The organism is Amphritea atlantica (assembly GCF_018860855.1).
Taxonomy (GTDB): Bacteria; Pseudomonadota; Gammaproteobacteria; order Pseudomonadales; family Balneatricaceae; genus Amphritea; species Amphritea atlantica_A.
The window spans coordinates 1-15,934 of record NZ_JAHKQE010000043.1 but is presented as its reverse complement, the minus strand read 5'-3'; the positions used below and the strand labels follow the sequence as shown (position 1 = coordinate 15,934).

Sequence of the window (15,934 nt, the reverse complement as noted above, 5' to 3'; positions counted from 1 at the left end):
CGAATAACCCACTGCCCCAAGCAGCTCTATCGTTATCCCTACGGTTAAACTGCGGGTCTATCTGCTGGCTTAACGCATCCCTGAACAATCCGGTCGATAATCATGGCGCAGAACAATATCGCTAGGCCGGCTAATAAACCTTGTCCTTTTGCGGCAAATTGCAATGCCATCAATACATCGGTACCCAGCCCTTCTGCACCGATCAATGATGCAATGACCACCATCGACAAACACATCAAGATCGTCTGATTAATGCCCGCCATAATGTTTGTCATGGCCAGTGGAATTTCCACATCCAGCAACAACTTACGTCGCGAACAACCAAATGCCAGCGCACCCTCAACAATGGAAGGAGGTACCTGCTTAATACCTAACGCGGTCAAGCGGACGACGGGCGGCATACCAAAGATGATAGTGGCCAAAATGCCGGGGGGTTTGCCCGTACCAAAGAAGGCAATAATAGGAATCAGGTAGACAAATGCAGGCATCGTCTGCATAAAATCCAATACCGGACGGGCAATCGAATCCACCGTACGATTTTTAGCGCACACGATACCTAATGGCACCCCAACTAAGACACAGAGGGTGGCTGCGGCGCCCAATAGGGCAATCGTCGCCATGCTTTTTTCCCAATATCCCAGGAAAGCGAGGTAAGACAATGCGGCGATTGTAAAGATGGCCACACGAGGCCCCGCCAAGCGCCATGCCATAAACAGAATAACCAGTGTCGTTACCGGCCAAGGCGTATCCACCAGCACCACTTCCAAACCGTCCAGCAGGATACGGATAGCATAGGTTATGCCATCAAAGAACCCCGCACCGTTCAGCGCAATGGCATCAAACACCTGATCCAACCAGTTAGACGCTGAGTTAAATACCTCTTTATTGGCAGGAAATTCCTTTAACCACTCAACGGGTTTAGTCGCGGTGAATCGATAAAGCATCAGTGGCAGCATCATTGCCAGCATGGCCATACCCAGCAACAGATTCAGATAGCTAAAGCCACTTTTTTCACTGTTATCGATCCGCCACTGACAGTATTTTTTCTCATAGATAGTATTGGCAACAAAGCCTTGTATCAGTATGACGAGGACTAAAAAAATACTTCCCCATATCACTAACTGTGTAGCTCCCTGAGCGGCTTCATTTGCCGCTGCCATGGCCTTGTCGGAAGCTCGCTGCAAATTCTCAGAATTTCGGAGTAGTGCGGCGGCATTAGCAGCACCCGCGTCTAAAGCAGTCTGCGCTTTAACGGCCATCTCCTGTGATTTTTCACCCAGACGTGCAGCCTGTGCCAGCTTATCGGCACCTAATTCACCCCAGATTCCTCGTCCGAGTTGCACCAAGGCAAACAAGAGAGCGAAAGTACTCAACCAAAAGAACCCCCAGATATTTCGCGCGGCAGCCCAACATGGGCCAAACAGTGCGGCACAAGGGTTAAAAGAAAGGGTAAGACTGTTACTCGATTGAATTTTTTCAAACTGGGCACTGTAATAATCCCCTTGTCGTTCGGCAAAGCGATGCACGGATTCAGTCTGCGCTTTATGCATTAGAGACGCGTCACTGACACTCTCTGTTGTATTCGTGTTATTCATCCCCCTTCCCCTTAATTCCCGTTAATAATGTATCTTTGCTGACAATACCTATATCAGCACCCTGAGCATTGGTAATAATGATCGGCAGTGGTGATGTAATAGAGATATCAATAAGACGTTCAAGGCTGGCATCCTCTTTCGCACGAGGAGCATCAGCGAGATTGATACCTTCAGGGACGGTATCGTTGTTTATTTCCTGCATAATAGAATGCGCGCTGACCAGCTTCAGATTGGAAATCCCTTTGACGAAATCAGCCACATAATCATCGGCGGGCTTCATCACAATCTCCTCCGGTGTACCGATCTGAATGAGCCGGCCATCTTTCATGATGGCGATTCGATCGCCAATACGAATCGCTTCATCAAGATCATGGGTAATAAACACGGTGGTTTTCTGCAATGTTTTCGTCAGGGTGACAAACTGATTCTGTAGCTCATGCCGGATCAGTGGATCAAGAGCACTGAATGGCTCATCCATCAACAGCACTTCCGGGTCACTTGCCAACGCACGTGCTAAACCGACACGTTGCTGCATACCGCCAGACAACTGATGGGGCAAACGGTATTCAAAGCCGTCTAGGTTTACCAATGACAACGCATGTTGAGAAATCTCCCAGCGTTTGAATTTAGCAACACCCTGCACTTCTAATGGAAACGCCACATTATCCAACACTGTCCGGTGTGGTAATAACGCCATATGTTGAAACACCATACCGATATGCTTGGCTCGCATACCACGCAGTTCATCATCGGATAAAGCAGACATATCCCGATCAAGCACCTTAATCGTACCGGCTGTCGGTTCAATCAGGCGATTAAGGTGGCGGATGAGTGTTGATTTACCACTGCCTGACAACCCCATGATGCAAAAGATTTCGCCTCTTGGCACCGTAAAGGAGACATCAGCAATACCGACTACACAGCTAAATCGTTCCAGTACTGTCGCTTTATCCAACCCTTCTTCATTAATCGCTTTCATTGCCTGATCGGAATTTTTTCCGAAAATCTTCCACACATTTTCTAGCTGAATTACATCCGTAGCCATGCTGAATTCTCTCCCGCTCCCATCATTTCCGGAGCCTGATCTACTTGCGGTACTGTCGGTGCCTTGGCATTTTTGTTAAACAGCACCGACGATTAACCGACAAGTTTCAATAACAGATTGCCTGACTATTGCCCCAGCCAAGACTCGATCAAGTTGCTATGCTCTTGAACCCACTCAACCGCCAGTTCTTCCGGATCTTTCTTTTCAACCACCATGGAATAACTTAAACCACTCACGATCTCGGCAGAAAGCTTAACGTTATCGAGTAGCATGGCGGCTTCTGGATGTTTCTCTTTCAAAGATTTGGAATAATCCACATATAGGTTTGCAACAGACCATGCGGTATCTGCATTAGACTTATTCAGCCAATCCGGATCATCTGTTGGCTGCAGTACATTCCAGGTATCAGCATTGTGTTCAGGCTCTTCAAGGAAAACGAGGTCATATAATGAAAAGACGTAATGGGGTGTATAACAGAAAAACGCATAGGGCTTGTTAGCCTTTACCGCGACCTCTAGAGCAGCCCAGTTGATAGGGGTATCGGTTGATACTAGATCCATGGTTTGATCATAGCCATAACTTTTGGCGCGAACCTTTTCCACCACGGTTGACGCAGCGCCAGGCTCACCAATCCACATCTCACCCAGCCCGTTACCATTGCTATCAAACAGAACGGACTTGTCTGGATCGGTCAAATCATAAATCGATGTTATAGCGTATTTTTCAGAGGTTGCTTGAGTAACACAGATCCCTTGTTTGGCTGTAACACCATGCTTGCCTTGAAATACGGTGCCTTTCTCTTTGACATATTTTTGATACAGGTTTTTTTGATTTGGCAACCAGACTTGTGGATGAATATCGATAGAGCCACGATCCATTGCTTCGAAAATAACAGTGTTAGTGCCGCTTTGCATCGCAACATCTAAGCCAAAGTTCTCTTCCATGATCGTTTTCAAAATATAAGCAGTCGCGGCGCCCGAAGGCCAACCAGGAACACCTACAACCACATCAGCGGCATAAGCCGTTGCTCCATTGAAGCCGACCACTGCAGCAATGGTTATTGCTTTAATCGCTTTCATTGTCTTTCCTTCCGTATACTGTAAATCTGATCTCACTCAGTCGACATGCAAGTTAACCGATGACTTATTGATGATACCGCCAGCTTCCTTAGGCATATGGCCAAGGAAGCCGGTGACAAAACAATAGAAATCAGATTATTGGCCTAACCAAGATTCAACCAAACTGCTGTGTTCTTTAACCCATTCATCAGCAAGCTCTTCGGGCTCTTTTTTCTCAACCACCATCGAATAACTCAAATCACTGACAATATCTGCACTGATTTTGAAGTTCTTAAGCAACATGGCCGCTTCCGGATGACTTTCTTGCAGAGATTTGGAGTAATCCACATACAAATAAGCAACCGGCCATGCACTATCGGCATTCGATTTAGCTAACCAGTCAGGGTTATCGGTGGGCTGTATTACCTTCCAGGTATTCTCATTGTGAGGAGGCTCTTCAAGGAAAACCAAGTCATATAATGAGAATACGTAGTGAGGCGTATAACACGAGAAGGCATAAGGCTTATCCGCTTTCACAGCGGCATCCAGTGCTGCCCAGTTAATCGGCATATCACTCTCAACCAACTGCATGGTTTGATCATAGCCGTAGCTTTTGGCACGGATCTTCTCAACAATCGTTGAAGCAGCGCCCGGTTGACCGCCCCACATTTCGCCAAGCCCATCACCGTTCGCATCAAACAGTACTGACTTGTCAGGGTCCGTCAGATCATAAATAGACTTGATGTTGTACTTCTCAGAGGTTTCCTGCGTAATACAAACACCTTGCTTTGCTTCAACACCATGCTGGTTTTGCAACACGGTGCCTCGCTCTTCAACGTATTTCTTATACAGGTTATTTTGGTTAGGCAGCCAAACTTCGGGATGGACGTGCATTGAGCCACGATCCATCGCCTCGAAAATAACCGCATTGGAACCGCTTTGCATCGCGACATCCAAGCCTAGGTTATCCTCCATAACTACTTTAAGAATGTAGGCAGTCGCAGCAGCAGAAGGCCAGCTTGGCACCCCTACCACGACATCAGCCGCTTGCGCTGCAATGCCGTTAAAGCTGAATACTGCGGCGACAGTCATTGTTTTAATTGCTTTCATCGTCATTCCTTCCGCTGTGTTTTGTTTACTGTTTACAACCTATTGTTACGACCGAACGCATACGTTTTCTGGATCGAACAGTGAATCAGCAACCACAGTTGCCGCATAAGGCTGGCCGATGATTTCCACATCACACGTAGATCCTTCAGAGGCATAAGCCGGATCAATAAAGCCCATTACAATGTTCTTATTCACACGATGACCGTAGCCAGCTGAGGTTACGGTACCAATGACTTTTCCGTCGATGCAGATAGAGTCACCTGGATGCGCCGCAGCGGTTTCACAATCAACCGTCATGGTGACAAACTGCTTACGCGCTGGCTGGCCTGCTTTCGCAAGTAACGCGTCTTTACCTGGAAAGCTTTCTTTATCCATATTGATAAAGCGATCCAAAGAACTTTCAAACGGGTCGAATTCAGTAATCAGATCCGCTTTCCAATGACGGTAACTCTTCTCAAGACGCATCGATTCTGTCGCCAAACCACCGAAAGGTGCTAGGCCAAACTCGGTGCCCGCTTCCGTCAGTAATGTATGTACCAGCAACAGCTGCTCATTTGGCACGTGCAACTCCCAGCCCAGCTCACCACTAAAGCTGACGCGCATGGCCAATGCCTGTGCATGTCCGATAAATACAGACTGCGCTGTCAGCCATGGGAAGGCGGCTTTAGACCAATCGGTACGTGGGGAGAGTTTCGCCAGCAGATCACGGGACTTAGGACCCGCCACAACCAGAATCGTGTGTGAGTTAGTCATAGGGACAATCTCAACACCCTCTTCCGGTAGACGCGTGCGCAGCCAATCCATATCATGATATTCAGATGCAGCAGCTGAACCGTACCAGAAGCGATCTTCTGCCAGCTTAGCTAGGGTAGCTTCACCTAAAACATTACCTTTACCTGTCAAGAAGTAGCACAAACCAACGCGGCCTACTTTTTTCGGTACATTGGAGCACATCAAGCTGTCCAGCCACTCAGCGGCTTTTGGTCCTTTAATTTCGTAACGGTTAAAGCCGCTAACTTCCATCAGACCAACACGCTCATTCACGGCCTTAACTTCTTCTGCAACAATCTTCTCTACCTCGGTGAAGCTGAAGCTGTGCTTGAATTCGAAATCAGCAGACGGCTTGAAGAACAGGGTCCGTTCCCAACCGTTAACAACACCAAACTCTGCATTCTGTTGTTTCAGGATTGGATAGATTGGTGTTGTTTTTGCCAACCGGCCAGCAGGACGGAATTCATGAGGCATATGGAAGCGGAATTCGTTTTGATAGTCTTCAACCGCTTTAAGCGCAGTCAGCTCGGTATTCGCGTGACCGGTGAAACGTGCTGGATCAATACACCAGGTATCCCACTCAGACTCACCATGAACAATGATTTCAGCCAGAATCTTACCGTGGCCACCGCCTTCACCCAGACCGGCCCGCAGGCCAATAATCGAGTAAGCATTGTCCAGACCGGGTGTTTTACCAACAAGCGGCAAGCCGTCAATGGTGTAAGTAATCGGGCCGTTAACGATACTGCGAATACCGGTGCGCTCCAGACAAGGCATACGTTTGAAGACACGTTCCATATTATCCAGACAGCGATCAAGGTCATCAGGGCAGAGTGCGTTAACAAAGTTGGGATCAATCCCATCCATACCCCAAGTCTTACAACGCTGCTCGTAAATACCGACCAGCAAGCCATCTTTTTCCTGACGACTGTAGAAGTCATCCAGAGGGTCTCGTAATAATGGTACCCGTTTACCGAAATCCTGAATTTCAGGGATCGCTTCGGTCAAAAAATACATATGTTCCATGGAGGTAACGGGGTATTGAATACCCAGCATTTTACCGATCTCGTTAACACGATATCCGCCAGCGTTAACGATTTTCTCACAAGTAACATCGCCATCTTTGGTCTGAACAACCCACTCGCCGTTCGGCTTTTGATAGATATTTTCTACGGGGTTGTTACGAAAAATTTCAGCACCCGCTTTACGCGCACGACGAGCTAGGGCCTGACAAAGCTGAGCTGGGTCGATGTCGCCATCAAGAGGGTCCCAAAGCCCGCCCAGTAGTTCGTGAGTTTCAATCAGCGGATGGCGTTCAGCACACTCCGCAGCATCAAGTAGTTCAAAATCAACACCCATACCCTTTGCCACGGAGATAAAGTGCTTATAGCCATCCAAATGATCCTGAGTAGATGCCAGACGGATACCACCGGAAGCATGGTGATAATTGATCGGATAGTCAGGATCGTCGGCCAACTCTTTATACAGTTTGATACTGTGACTTTTCAGGCCGACCATCGTTTGTACCGCACCGAAATTTGTCACCTGGGCAGCGGAGTGCCAGGTAGTACCCGATGTCAGCTCATTACGCTCGATCAGCGCAACATCATTCCACCCCTCTTGGGTCAAATGATAAAGAGTACTGCATCCTGCGATACCACCCCCGATGACGACAACTCTGTAATGGGATTTCATATTGATTAACTCTCCTGATTCTTGACAACGATGACGTTAATTCGGACCGCTCTCAGATCTTCACAGCATATTTTTGCCAACGCGAAGATCTTAATAAAACAAAATGAAAGCGGTTTCATTTGCATTTAAAATAATTCAAAATTCTGACCGGAGTCAATAGTTTTATTTAAAATAAGTTATTTTTTAAACTTCAGAAAAAAATGCACTAAATCTATGCATTTAACAAAAAATTGCCTTATTTTCGAGCTTTTGGTTTAATAACAACTAATCTATTCAGTTGAAAAAATACCGATGAAAGCGCCAGACATTAACCTAAGTAAATCAGCAACAATGGGCGATGTTGCCCGCGCAGCTGGGGTTGCGCCGGCAACCGTATCTCGTTATCTCAATAACCCTGAAGTCGTTAGCCCTAAAACAAAAGCCAAAATCGATAAAGCGATTCGGGCGATGAATTATGTTCCGCATGCAGCCGCGCGCACCCTTGCTTCGAAAAAATCGCGCATGATTGGTGCAATCTTTCCTTCATTGGATAGCAACCTTTTTGCACGCGCACTCGAAGTATTTCAAAACCAAATCACCAAGGCCGGCTACACATTAGTCGTGGCTTCCGATAATTACGATGCCGAACAAGAGTTCAAGCATGTGAACCAGATGGTGTCTCACGGTGTCGATGCCCTCCTACTAGTAGGCGGCACCCATGACGAAGCGATCTACCAGCTGCTTCAAGCCAAAGGCATACCTTATATACTCACTTGGACCACCGTCCCTCGGGAGGAACACCCCTGTATCGGTTTTAACAACCAGATCGCCGCCGCCAATGTGGCTAACTATTTAATGGATCTTGGACATAAAAAATTCTCCATGATCTCCGCCTGTGTAAACAGTAATGACCGTGCCTTTAAGCGCCTACAGGGCGTGCGTAATGCCCTGGCCCAGCGCGGGCTCAGCATGCCGGATGAATACGTCATTGAACGCCCCATTGGCGCTGAGCAGGGGCGAGAAGCGTTCCGCCTACTGATGTCCCGACCAGAACGGCCAACTGCCGTAATCTGCGGCTCTGAACCCTTTGCCTACGGTGCTATCTTTGAAAGCAAATACCTAGGCATCGAGATCCCCAGAGAGGTTTCGGTCACCGGTTTCGATGATATGTGGCTGGCTTCTCTCATTACCCCTAGCTTAACAACGGTCAGAACACCTCAACAAAAAATGGGCTTGCTAGCGGCTAACTACTTAATCGCCAGATTAGCAGGCAAAGAGGTCGCGTTACCCAGCCCAATGGAGGTCGAAATCATTGTACGGGAGTCCTGTGCTCCCCCAGTTTAAGATCATTATTGTCGAGCAATAATGCATCGGTCACCTCCTAGGTTCACCCACTCATGATGGCGACGCTGTCGCCATCAATGCCATAAGAGCAGCATCGTCTAACCCAGCACTTGCGAGATTCACATCGGTGCCGTTCGGAGATCGCCTACCACGGGCAATTAAGCCAACCGATGCAATGCTCATCTACCCCTCTTGATGACTATTAGCAATTAGCTACTGTCTAAATAAAAAACTATCCCTTTTATAAACAGTGCCGTGAAGCCTGCCCATAAAAGAGATAAAAAAGGGACTCTATTCGCAGACTAACGCCTCTCTCACGATTGCCTGAGCCAGTAGCTTCGAGGCATCGTAAACCGGCAACGATGTCTCGAGCCGGTCACTCATAACCGATAGTTCAGTACAGGCAAGAATCAGACATTGCGCCCCCTGATCGGCGAGATTTCGAGCCGCACGGTTATAAGCTTGAATCTGCTCGGCGGTCGAGTTATTCGCTTTCACCGCGCGGATTAGCGCCATAACGACCTGCTGATCATCCGACTGGGGATAAAGCACCTCAACGTCATGCTTTTCAAACCAAGGCTCATAAAGATGAATCATCTGCAATGCACTGGACGCCAGTAGACCTGCCTTGCTTAAATCTGGCTGCGCTTTTTTGACACTCTCTGAGGTCAGTTTAACCAGATTCAAGACGGGGATATTCACGGCAGCGGCAACATCGGGATAATAATGATGCGCGGTATTACAGGGGATAACCAAAAAGTCAGCCCCCTGATTTTCCAGCCCTCTCGCCATCTCAATCATACAAGGAGCAGGACTCTCACCTGTCCCCTCGATGATCGCTTTTATTCTCGATGGCACTTTTGGGTTGTTATCCACCAGCATCCGAACGTGGTCGATATCATCTCTGGCTGGCGTTGCCGCAATCACTTGCCGCATCAGGTCCACCGTCGCTTCAGGCCCCATGCCGCCAATAATGCCAACCACTTTTTCATTGCCCGTGTTGATGCTCATTGCTGACACTCTCTTACAACGTCAACGATGATTTCCGCAATTAACTGACAGTCATCCTCGCTAAAGGTTAACGGAATACGTATATCGAGCAGTGTCGCCAAGATCTGTTCAGTGTTAGGCAACTTAGGCATATCCTGAATGTAACGCCAACTATCATATCGACTGGTGTAGTCCGCTGGCTCTGCATTACCGAACCACTTAAGCACCACGCCCCGCTCACCACAGTGTTTAACCACCTGCACAATCTGTTCAGCACCAAAGCCTGGTAATGAGAATTGAATCGAACTACCGACAAACGTTTCAGCATCAGGCCTGACGGGCACATCAATAGCAGGACAGGCTGCCAAGGTACTTTCAAGGACGCTATAACGTTGATTCCACCGACCGCATTGAGTATCCAAGTTCGCAAGCTGGGGACGAAGTATAGCCGCACGCAGATTATCCATACGGCCACTGTAGTTAGGGGTGTCGTAGCGGATCTGATCAAAGACCTCTTTTGGCGGCCCCGCGAAATGGTGGTCAAACAGCATATAAGAGCCCGAGTACATAATCGCCCGCGCCATCACATCCGCGTGACGGGTCGTCAGAAAGCCACCCTCACCTGAGTTGATATGTTTGTAAGTCTGCGTACTGAAACAGGCGATATCACCAAAGGTTCCGCTCTTAACGCCATTCCAACTGGCACCCATGGTATGCGCACAATCTTCAATCAGGAACAGGTTATGGCGCTGACAAATATCCATAATGCGATCCATATCCGCCAAGTGACCACGCATATGGGACAGCATAAAAAACTTAGCGCCTGACTCCACCGCTTTAGCTTCTAGATCATCCAGATCGATACAGAAGTCATCGGCGACATCAACCAACACGGGCACGCCACCGCTGTTATGAATTGCGCCAGGTACGGGTGCTAGGGTGAAAGCATTGCACAACACCTTATCCCCCGACTGAAGCCCCGCAGCCCGCATCGCGATATGCAACGCATAGCCACCGGATGAACAAGCTAAGGCATAGGGAACCCCTAGATAATCAGCGAACTCAATCTCCAGTAGATCGGTTTCACTTTTCTCTCCCGGCAGGGTGTTATAACGATGTAAACGCCCAGAGCGCATAACCGCCACAGCAGCCTCGATCCCCTTTTCGGGGATCGACTCCTGCTGAGTAAACAACTTTTCGAAGACTTTCATGGCCCTGCCCTCAATCGTAGCGTTTCTGATCGTAAACAGTGAAATCCCATTCGGTATCCGGATAGTATTTACGCAGCCGCCAATCACAGGCACGGGCATGGCCTTCCATTCCTTCAGTACGGGAGATCCGCGAACCTACAGCGCTGAACGCTAGATTGGCCGCTTCATCCAGCTCCTGATAAGTCAAAACCTTCATAAATTTCTGTACATTAAGACCGCCGCTATAACGTGCAGCTTTCTTGGTTGGCAAAATATGGTTGGTGCCAGAACACTTATCCCCGTGTGATACGGTACTGCCCTCACCCAAGAATAGAGAGCCATAATTATTCAAGTTGTCTTTCCACCATTCCAAATCTTGCGCCATCACTTGAAGATGTTCACAGGCATACTCATCACTAACCTTGACTATCTCTTCACGTGTATCGCCCAAGACAATGACACCATGATCGCGCCACGCCGCTTCACAGACATCCGCATTGGGCATATCAGCGATAACGTGCGGCATAATGTCGAGCACTTTTTCGCCAATTTCTCGACTCGTTGTGAACAGCCATACCGGTGAGTTAGTGCCATGTTCGGCCTGAGACACCAGATCAACAGCAATCGTCATTGGATCGGCGGTTTCGTCTGCAATAATGGCTGACTCGGTTGGCCCGGCAAACACATCGATACCCACAGCGCCAAAGAGCATACGCTTGGCTTCAGCCACATAGGCATTACCCGGTCCCACTAGAATATCCGCCGGTTTACCGGTGAAAAGGCCATTAGCCATCGTCGCGATAGCGTGAACACCACCCATCTCAAGGATCACATCGGCACCGGCAACGTGCATTGCATAGACGACAGCAGGGTTAATACTCTCACCACGAGGTGGTGAGCAGGCCACGATAGTCGGCACACCCGCCGCTTTAGCGGTGCCGACACTCATCAGTGCAGACGCGGCATGGGCATAACGACCACCGGGAACATAACAACCGGCACACTGAACCGGCATAACCTTCTGACCAAGGCGAACACCGGGTTCTGTTTCTATTTCAAAAGAAACCAAACTATCACGCTGCGCCTCGGCAAACCGCTTAACTTGACGGTGGGCAAAATCAATATCATCTTTGACACTTTGTGGCACACTATCGATCAGCGCCTGCTTCTTCTCTTCTGACAAGATAAAGTCACCCTGCCAGTTATCAAACTGAGCCGCATAACCCCTAACAGCCGCTTCACCTTCAGCCTGTATATGCCGCAACATTTCTTTGACTGTTGCTTGAATTTTTTCATCTTCATCAGCAACCATATCAGCTGAAATGGCATTCTTTAAATATTCCATAGGTACCTCTTATTATTATCCAAATCCATCGTATTCATTAGTGCAGGGTGATATACCCGATCATAAGCGCCGCGATAAATAGCGTTTCACTGATAACCAAGATGACGGGTAGCCAGCCAACATTCATAATCTCTTTCAGGGATGTACGCACACCCAGAGCAGCCACTGCAGTCAACAAAAGCCAAGATGAACTGCCCGATAAAGGCTCTGCAATCATGGCAGGGATAGCACCGAAACTGTTGACGGTAAACAGAGCCACGAAACCGATTAAAAAGCCCGGAATCGCTACTCGACTAGAACCCGACTGTTGAGACATGCCTTGGCGAAAGACATAACCAATCATCAACACAATAGGCACCAACATGGCAACCCGAAGCAACTTCACGAAAGTACTCAGGTCGCCTATTTCTCCGGACATGCTATAGCCTGCACCAACCACTTGAGCCACATCATGGATAGTGCCACCCAGAAATAGGCTAGCCTCGCTGGGTGTCATCGCCAGTTCATGCACGATCATCGGATAGACAACCATAGCGATCGTGCTCAGTGTTGTGACACTGATAACTGTAAACAACGTATCCCGTTTACTTTCCTCACTTTGAGGCATCACACTGCTGATCGCCATCGCGGCCGATGCACCACAAATAGCGACAGAACCACCGGTTAAGACACCAAAGCGATGACTGAAACCAAGCCACCTAGCCATCACCAGACCAAAACCAATGGTCAACAGTACGGCAGAGCACACCATCGCTAAAGGACCCCAACCAAGGGACAACACATCACCAAAGGTGATACGTAGCCCCAGCAGTGCCACACCTAACCGCAACAAAGTCTTAGCGGAGAACTCAATACCAGGAATGCAACGGGATTCTTCACTGAGAAAATTAAACGCCAGTCCCAGCAAAAGCGCCATCAGCATGGCCGGAGCACCGTACTTCTGAGATAGAAAAGATGCCGCGATACCGATCGTGATCGCAACACAGATACCCGGAAAGTAGCGATTTTTTACTTCCACAGCCCGCTCTATAACCCCAACTGTGTGCCCAGATCCTGAAGCATTCATAAGCGTCCCCCGCCCCTTAATCAGTAGTAGGTAGGCAGATTAAACGCTTCACGGTAACCGAACAGCGCCTGGCTACCACCGGTATGCAGGAAGACGATATTCTCGTCTTTATCGAACTCACCCTGCCGAACCAAATCAATTAAACCCGCAGCACCTTTAGCGGAATAAACCGGATCGAGCAAAATAGATTCATGGCGGGCAAACAGTTCAATCGCTTCAATACCACTTTCAGTTGGAATACCGTAGCCTTCGCCGACGTAGTTGCAGTTAGCCACCACATGCTCACGCTTGACGACGCCAGGAATACCCAGATGTTCTGCCGTTTTTTCTGCCAGACGGAAAACGTTCGCTTCCTGCGTTTCTTTAGGTGCACGAACACCCACACCCAATACCGGAATCAAACTGTTAGTAGCGACTAGACCTGTGACTAACCCAGCTTGCGTACCAGCACTACCGGTCGCGTGTACAACACGATCGATCCTTAGCCCCTGATCATTCGCTTGAGTCAGCAGTTCCAGCGCAGCATTCACATAACCCAGTGCACCGACAGGGTTGGAACCACCACCAGGAATGATATAAGGGTTCTTACCTTCGGCACGCAACTTGGCCGCGAGCTCCTCCATTGCCTGATTCATATCGGTGTCTGCTGGGTATTTGCTCAACGTTGCGCCAAACAACTGATCCAGCAGGACATTACCGTTATAGTTATAATCCGTAGCTTGACTACCGGTGCGATCTTCCAGCAACAAGTGGCACGCCATCCCCATCTTAGTAGCAATAGCCGCGGTCTGGCGCGCATGGTTAGACTGCGTTGCGCCTTGAGTAATAATGGTATCTGCACCCTTTTCGATCGCATCCCCCATCAGAAACTCCAGTTTACGCGTTTTGTTACCACCCCCTGCTAGACCGGTACAATCATCTCGTTTAATCCACAGGTTAGGTCCACCTAAATGTTTGCTGAGACTCTTCATAGGCTCCAACGGCGTTGCTAAATGGGCGAAATGTAGACGGGGAAATCGGGATAAATGCATCTTAATGCTCCTGTAACTAGACGTATCGTTATGTAAGCAGACTCGATTTAAAGTACAATGAAATCGCTTTCATTAATAGTAAGAGCAGTCCATCACCGCTGACCAATGCTTTTTTCTATTCAGCCTGATACTTTTTTGCATAGCCTTTATATGGCGCTGCCTATAGGTCTGTTTTCGGGTCGGAATTAATAATTTTTGTGGCTAAATGAGGCTAAAAATGGAACTGAAATTGCTTGAGGACTATCTAGCATTAGTGGATTTCGGAAGTTTTTCAAAAGCAGCGAATGCCCGATCGGTAACACAACCCGCCTTCGGCCGCCGTATTCGATCATTAGAAAACTGGTTAGGTTTCGAGCTAGTCGATCGACAAAAATATCCGACGACATTGACACCCGCAGGCAAAGACTTTACCGCACAGGCTCGCGAATTAACTGAACAGTTTTACAATATCCGCGCGGAAATGCGCGAGCAGATCTCCAGTACGAAGCGAATTACCTTCGTCGCCCAACATCATCTGGCGGTTTCTTTCCTGCCCCACTGGATAAAACCCTTACAAAGCTTAACCGATGACACCCGTATCCGAATTAATGCCGATAACCTCCATGATTGTCTCGATACACTGATGTCCGATCAGGGTGACTTTCTGCTGTGTTATCACTCCCCTGATATTTTTCCCCAGTTGGAACAGAGTAATGTGCTCAGTCTGCAAGTTGGGACCGATCAATTAATTCCGGTTTCAACCGTTAACGAAACCGGTATGGCAGTACATCAACCTTATCCAAATAAGCCATTGAAGCTTCTGAACTACCCTGACGAATCATTTTTCGGCCGGCTATTACAACGCAGTTATTTTTCGCACAATAAGCCGGAAATACAGTTTCAACTACAATGTGAAAATGCATTAGTTGAGGGACTTAAAGCTTTAACCCTAGCGGGTAATGGCTTGGCATGGCTGCCAGCATCGGGGATTACTCAAGAGCTTGAACAAGGCGTACTGATTCGCTGCGAAGACATGCTTCCATCAATAGAGTTAAAAGTCATGCTCTATCGTAAACAGAAACCACGCGTTAAAGAGGTCGAAGTGATTTGGAATTATCTTAAAAACGTGAACAAATGAATTCAAATACCTGACCACTGAGTACTCGTCATAAAAGCGTGATGAATGACATAATCCCTTTGTCGATATGATTTTACCAAAGCACTAACAACGCCAGCTATTATTTACAATAGACCGGTGGAAAAGCTAACCGGCTGTTGCTGTCCGTCCAGAATAATAGAACGTTGTTGCTCTGGAGTGGTAGCGATCACTTTTCCTCGACGGATAACAAATAAGCGGGCAGGTTTGAGCTGTAACGCCTCAATCGGGCTGCAAGCTTGTAGAATGACCAAGTCAGCGTGGCAACCGGGTTCTAGCCCATAGCCTTCTAGCCCCAGCACTTTTGCTCCATTGACCGTAACCGCATCATAGGCCTGCTGCATTCCCTTTAGGCTGGTCATCTGAGCCACATGCAAACCCATGCTCGCCACCTCCAACATATCGTGGCTGCCCATGCTGTACCAAGGGTCCATAACGCAATCATGGCCAAAGGCAACATTGATACCCGCACTCATTAATTCGGGTACCCGTGTCATACCCCGCCGCTTGGGGTAACTATCATGACGGGCTTGCAGAGTAATATTGATTAATGGATTGGCAACGTAAGCGATCAGTTAAC

Annotated in this window: 14 protein-coding genes; 2 read left to right on the top strand and 12 right to left on the bottom strand. The window is 48.3% G+C overall.

Annotated features, from left to right (window positions below):
- Positions 1-44: 44 nt before the first annotated feature.
- The 5 genes from KO512_RS17770 to KO512_RS17750 form a co-directional block, all read right to left on the bottom strand.
- Positions 45-1,595, bottom strand: coding sequence for an ABC transporter permease (locus KO512_RS17770; RefSeq protein WP_215953667.1), 1,551 nt, complete (start codon positions 1,593-1,595; stop codon positions 45-47).
- Entirely contained in the window at positions 1,588-2,640 is a 1,053-nt protein-coding gene (locus KO512_RS17765) for a quaternary amine ABC transporter ATP-binding protein (RefSeq protein ID WP_215953666.1), read from the bottom strand. Before KO512_RS17765 ends, KO512_RS17770 begins: the two co-directional genes overlap by 8 nt.
- A 125-nt stretch (positions 2,641-2,765) precedes the next feature.
- Positions 2,766-3,719, bottom strand: coding sequence for an ABC transporter substrate-binding protein (locus KO512_RS17760; protein WP_215953665.1), 954 nt, complete (start codon positions 3,717-3,719; stop codon positions 2,766-2,768).
- Positions 3,720-3,854: 135 nt separating this feature from the next.
- Positions 3,855-4,808 (bottom strand): ABC transporter substrate-binding protein, encoded by a 954-nt coding sequence (locus KO512_RS17755; RefSeq protein ID WP_215953664.1) that lies wholly within the window; start codon positions 4,806-4,808, stop codon positions 3,855-3,857.
- A gap of 45 nt (positions 4,809-4,853) precedes the next feature.
- Positions 4,854-7,274 (bottom strand): FAD-dependent oxidoreductase, encoded by a 2,421-nt coding sequence (locus KO512_RS17750; RefSeq protein WP_215953663.1) that lies wholly within the window; start codon positions 7,272-7,274, stop codon positions 4,854-4,856.
- A gap of 291 nt (positions 7,275-7,565) precedes the next feature.
- Here KO512_RS17750 and KO512_RS17745 point away from each other — a divergent pair, with 291 nt between their 5' ends.
- Positions 7,566-8,597 carry a LacI family DNA-binding transcriptional regulator gene (locus KO512_RS17745; RefSeq protein ID WP_215953662.1) on the top strand — a complete coding sequence of 344 codons (1,032 nt, stop codon included), beginning with the start codon at positions 7,566-7,568 and terminating at the stop codon, positions 8,595-8,597.
- Positions 8,598-8,648: 51 nt separating this feature from the next.
- Here KO512_RS17745 and KO512_RS20385 read toward each other — a convergent pair whose 3' ends face one another.
- From KO512_RS20385 to KO512_RS17720, 6 genes are all read right to left on the bottom strand, one after another.
- Positions 8,649-8,780, bottom strand: a complete 132-nt coding sequence (locus KO512_RS20385; RefSeq protein WP_289847264.1) for a hypothetical protein — start codon at positions 8,778-8,780, stop codon at positions 8,649-8,651.
- 108 nt (positions 8,781-8,888) lie between these two features.
- Entirely contained in the window at positions 8,889-9,608 is a 720-nt protein-coding gene (locus tag KO512_RS17740; protein WP_215953661.1) for an aspartate/glutamate racemase family protein, read from the bottom strand.
- The gene (locus KO512_RS17735) at positions 9,605-10,798 is read right to left on the bottom strand and encodes a DegT/DnrJ/EryC1/StrS family aminotransferase (RefSeq protein ID WP_215953660.1); all 1,194 of its coding nucleotides are present in this window, start codon (positions 10,796-10,798) and stop codon (positions 9,605-9,607) included. The genes KO512_RS17740 and KO512_RS17735 overlap by 4 nt, the downstream gene beginning before the upstream one ends.
- A 10-nt stretch (positions 10,799-10,808) precedes the next feature.
- Positions 10,809-12,122, bottom strand: a complete 1,314-nt coding sequence (gene hisD / locus KO512_RS17730) for a histidinol dehydrogenase (RefSeq protein ID WP_215953659.1) — start codon at positions 12,120-12,122, stop codon at positions 10,809-10,811.
- Between the two features lie 37 nt (positions 12,123-12,159).
- Entirely contained in the window at positions 12,160-13,140 is a 981-nt protein-coding gene (locus KO512_RS17725; RefSeq protein ID WP_303493390.1) for a YeiH family protein, read from the bottom strand.
- A 68-nt stretch (positions 13,141-13,208) separates the two neighbouring features.
- Positions 13,209-14,219, bottom strand: a complete 1,011-nt coding sequence (locus KO512_RS17720; RefSeq protein WP_215953657.1) for a D-cysteine desulfhydrase — start codon at positions 14,217-14,219, stop codon at positions 13,209-13,211.
- Between the two features lie 217 nt (positions 14,220-14,436).
- Between KO512_RS17720 and KO512_RS17715 the strand changes: the two genes are divergently transcribed.
- Positions 14,437-15,336, top strand: a complete 900-nt coding sequence (locus KO512_RS17715) for a LysR family transcriptional regulator (RefSeq protein WP_215953656.1) — start codon at positions 14,437-14,439, stop codon at positions 15,334-15,336.
- A gap of 104 nt (positions 15,337-15,440) precedes the next feature.
- Here KO512_RS17715 and KO512_RS17710 read toward each other — a convergent pair whose 3' ends face one another.
- Positions 15,441-15,926, bottom strand: coding sequence for an amidohydrolase family protein (locus KO512_RS17710; protein ID WP_354667752.1), 486 nt, complete (start codon positions 15,924-15,926; stop codon positions 15,441-15,443).
- Positions 15,927-15,934 lie beyond the last annotated feature (8 nt).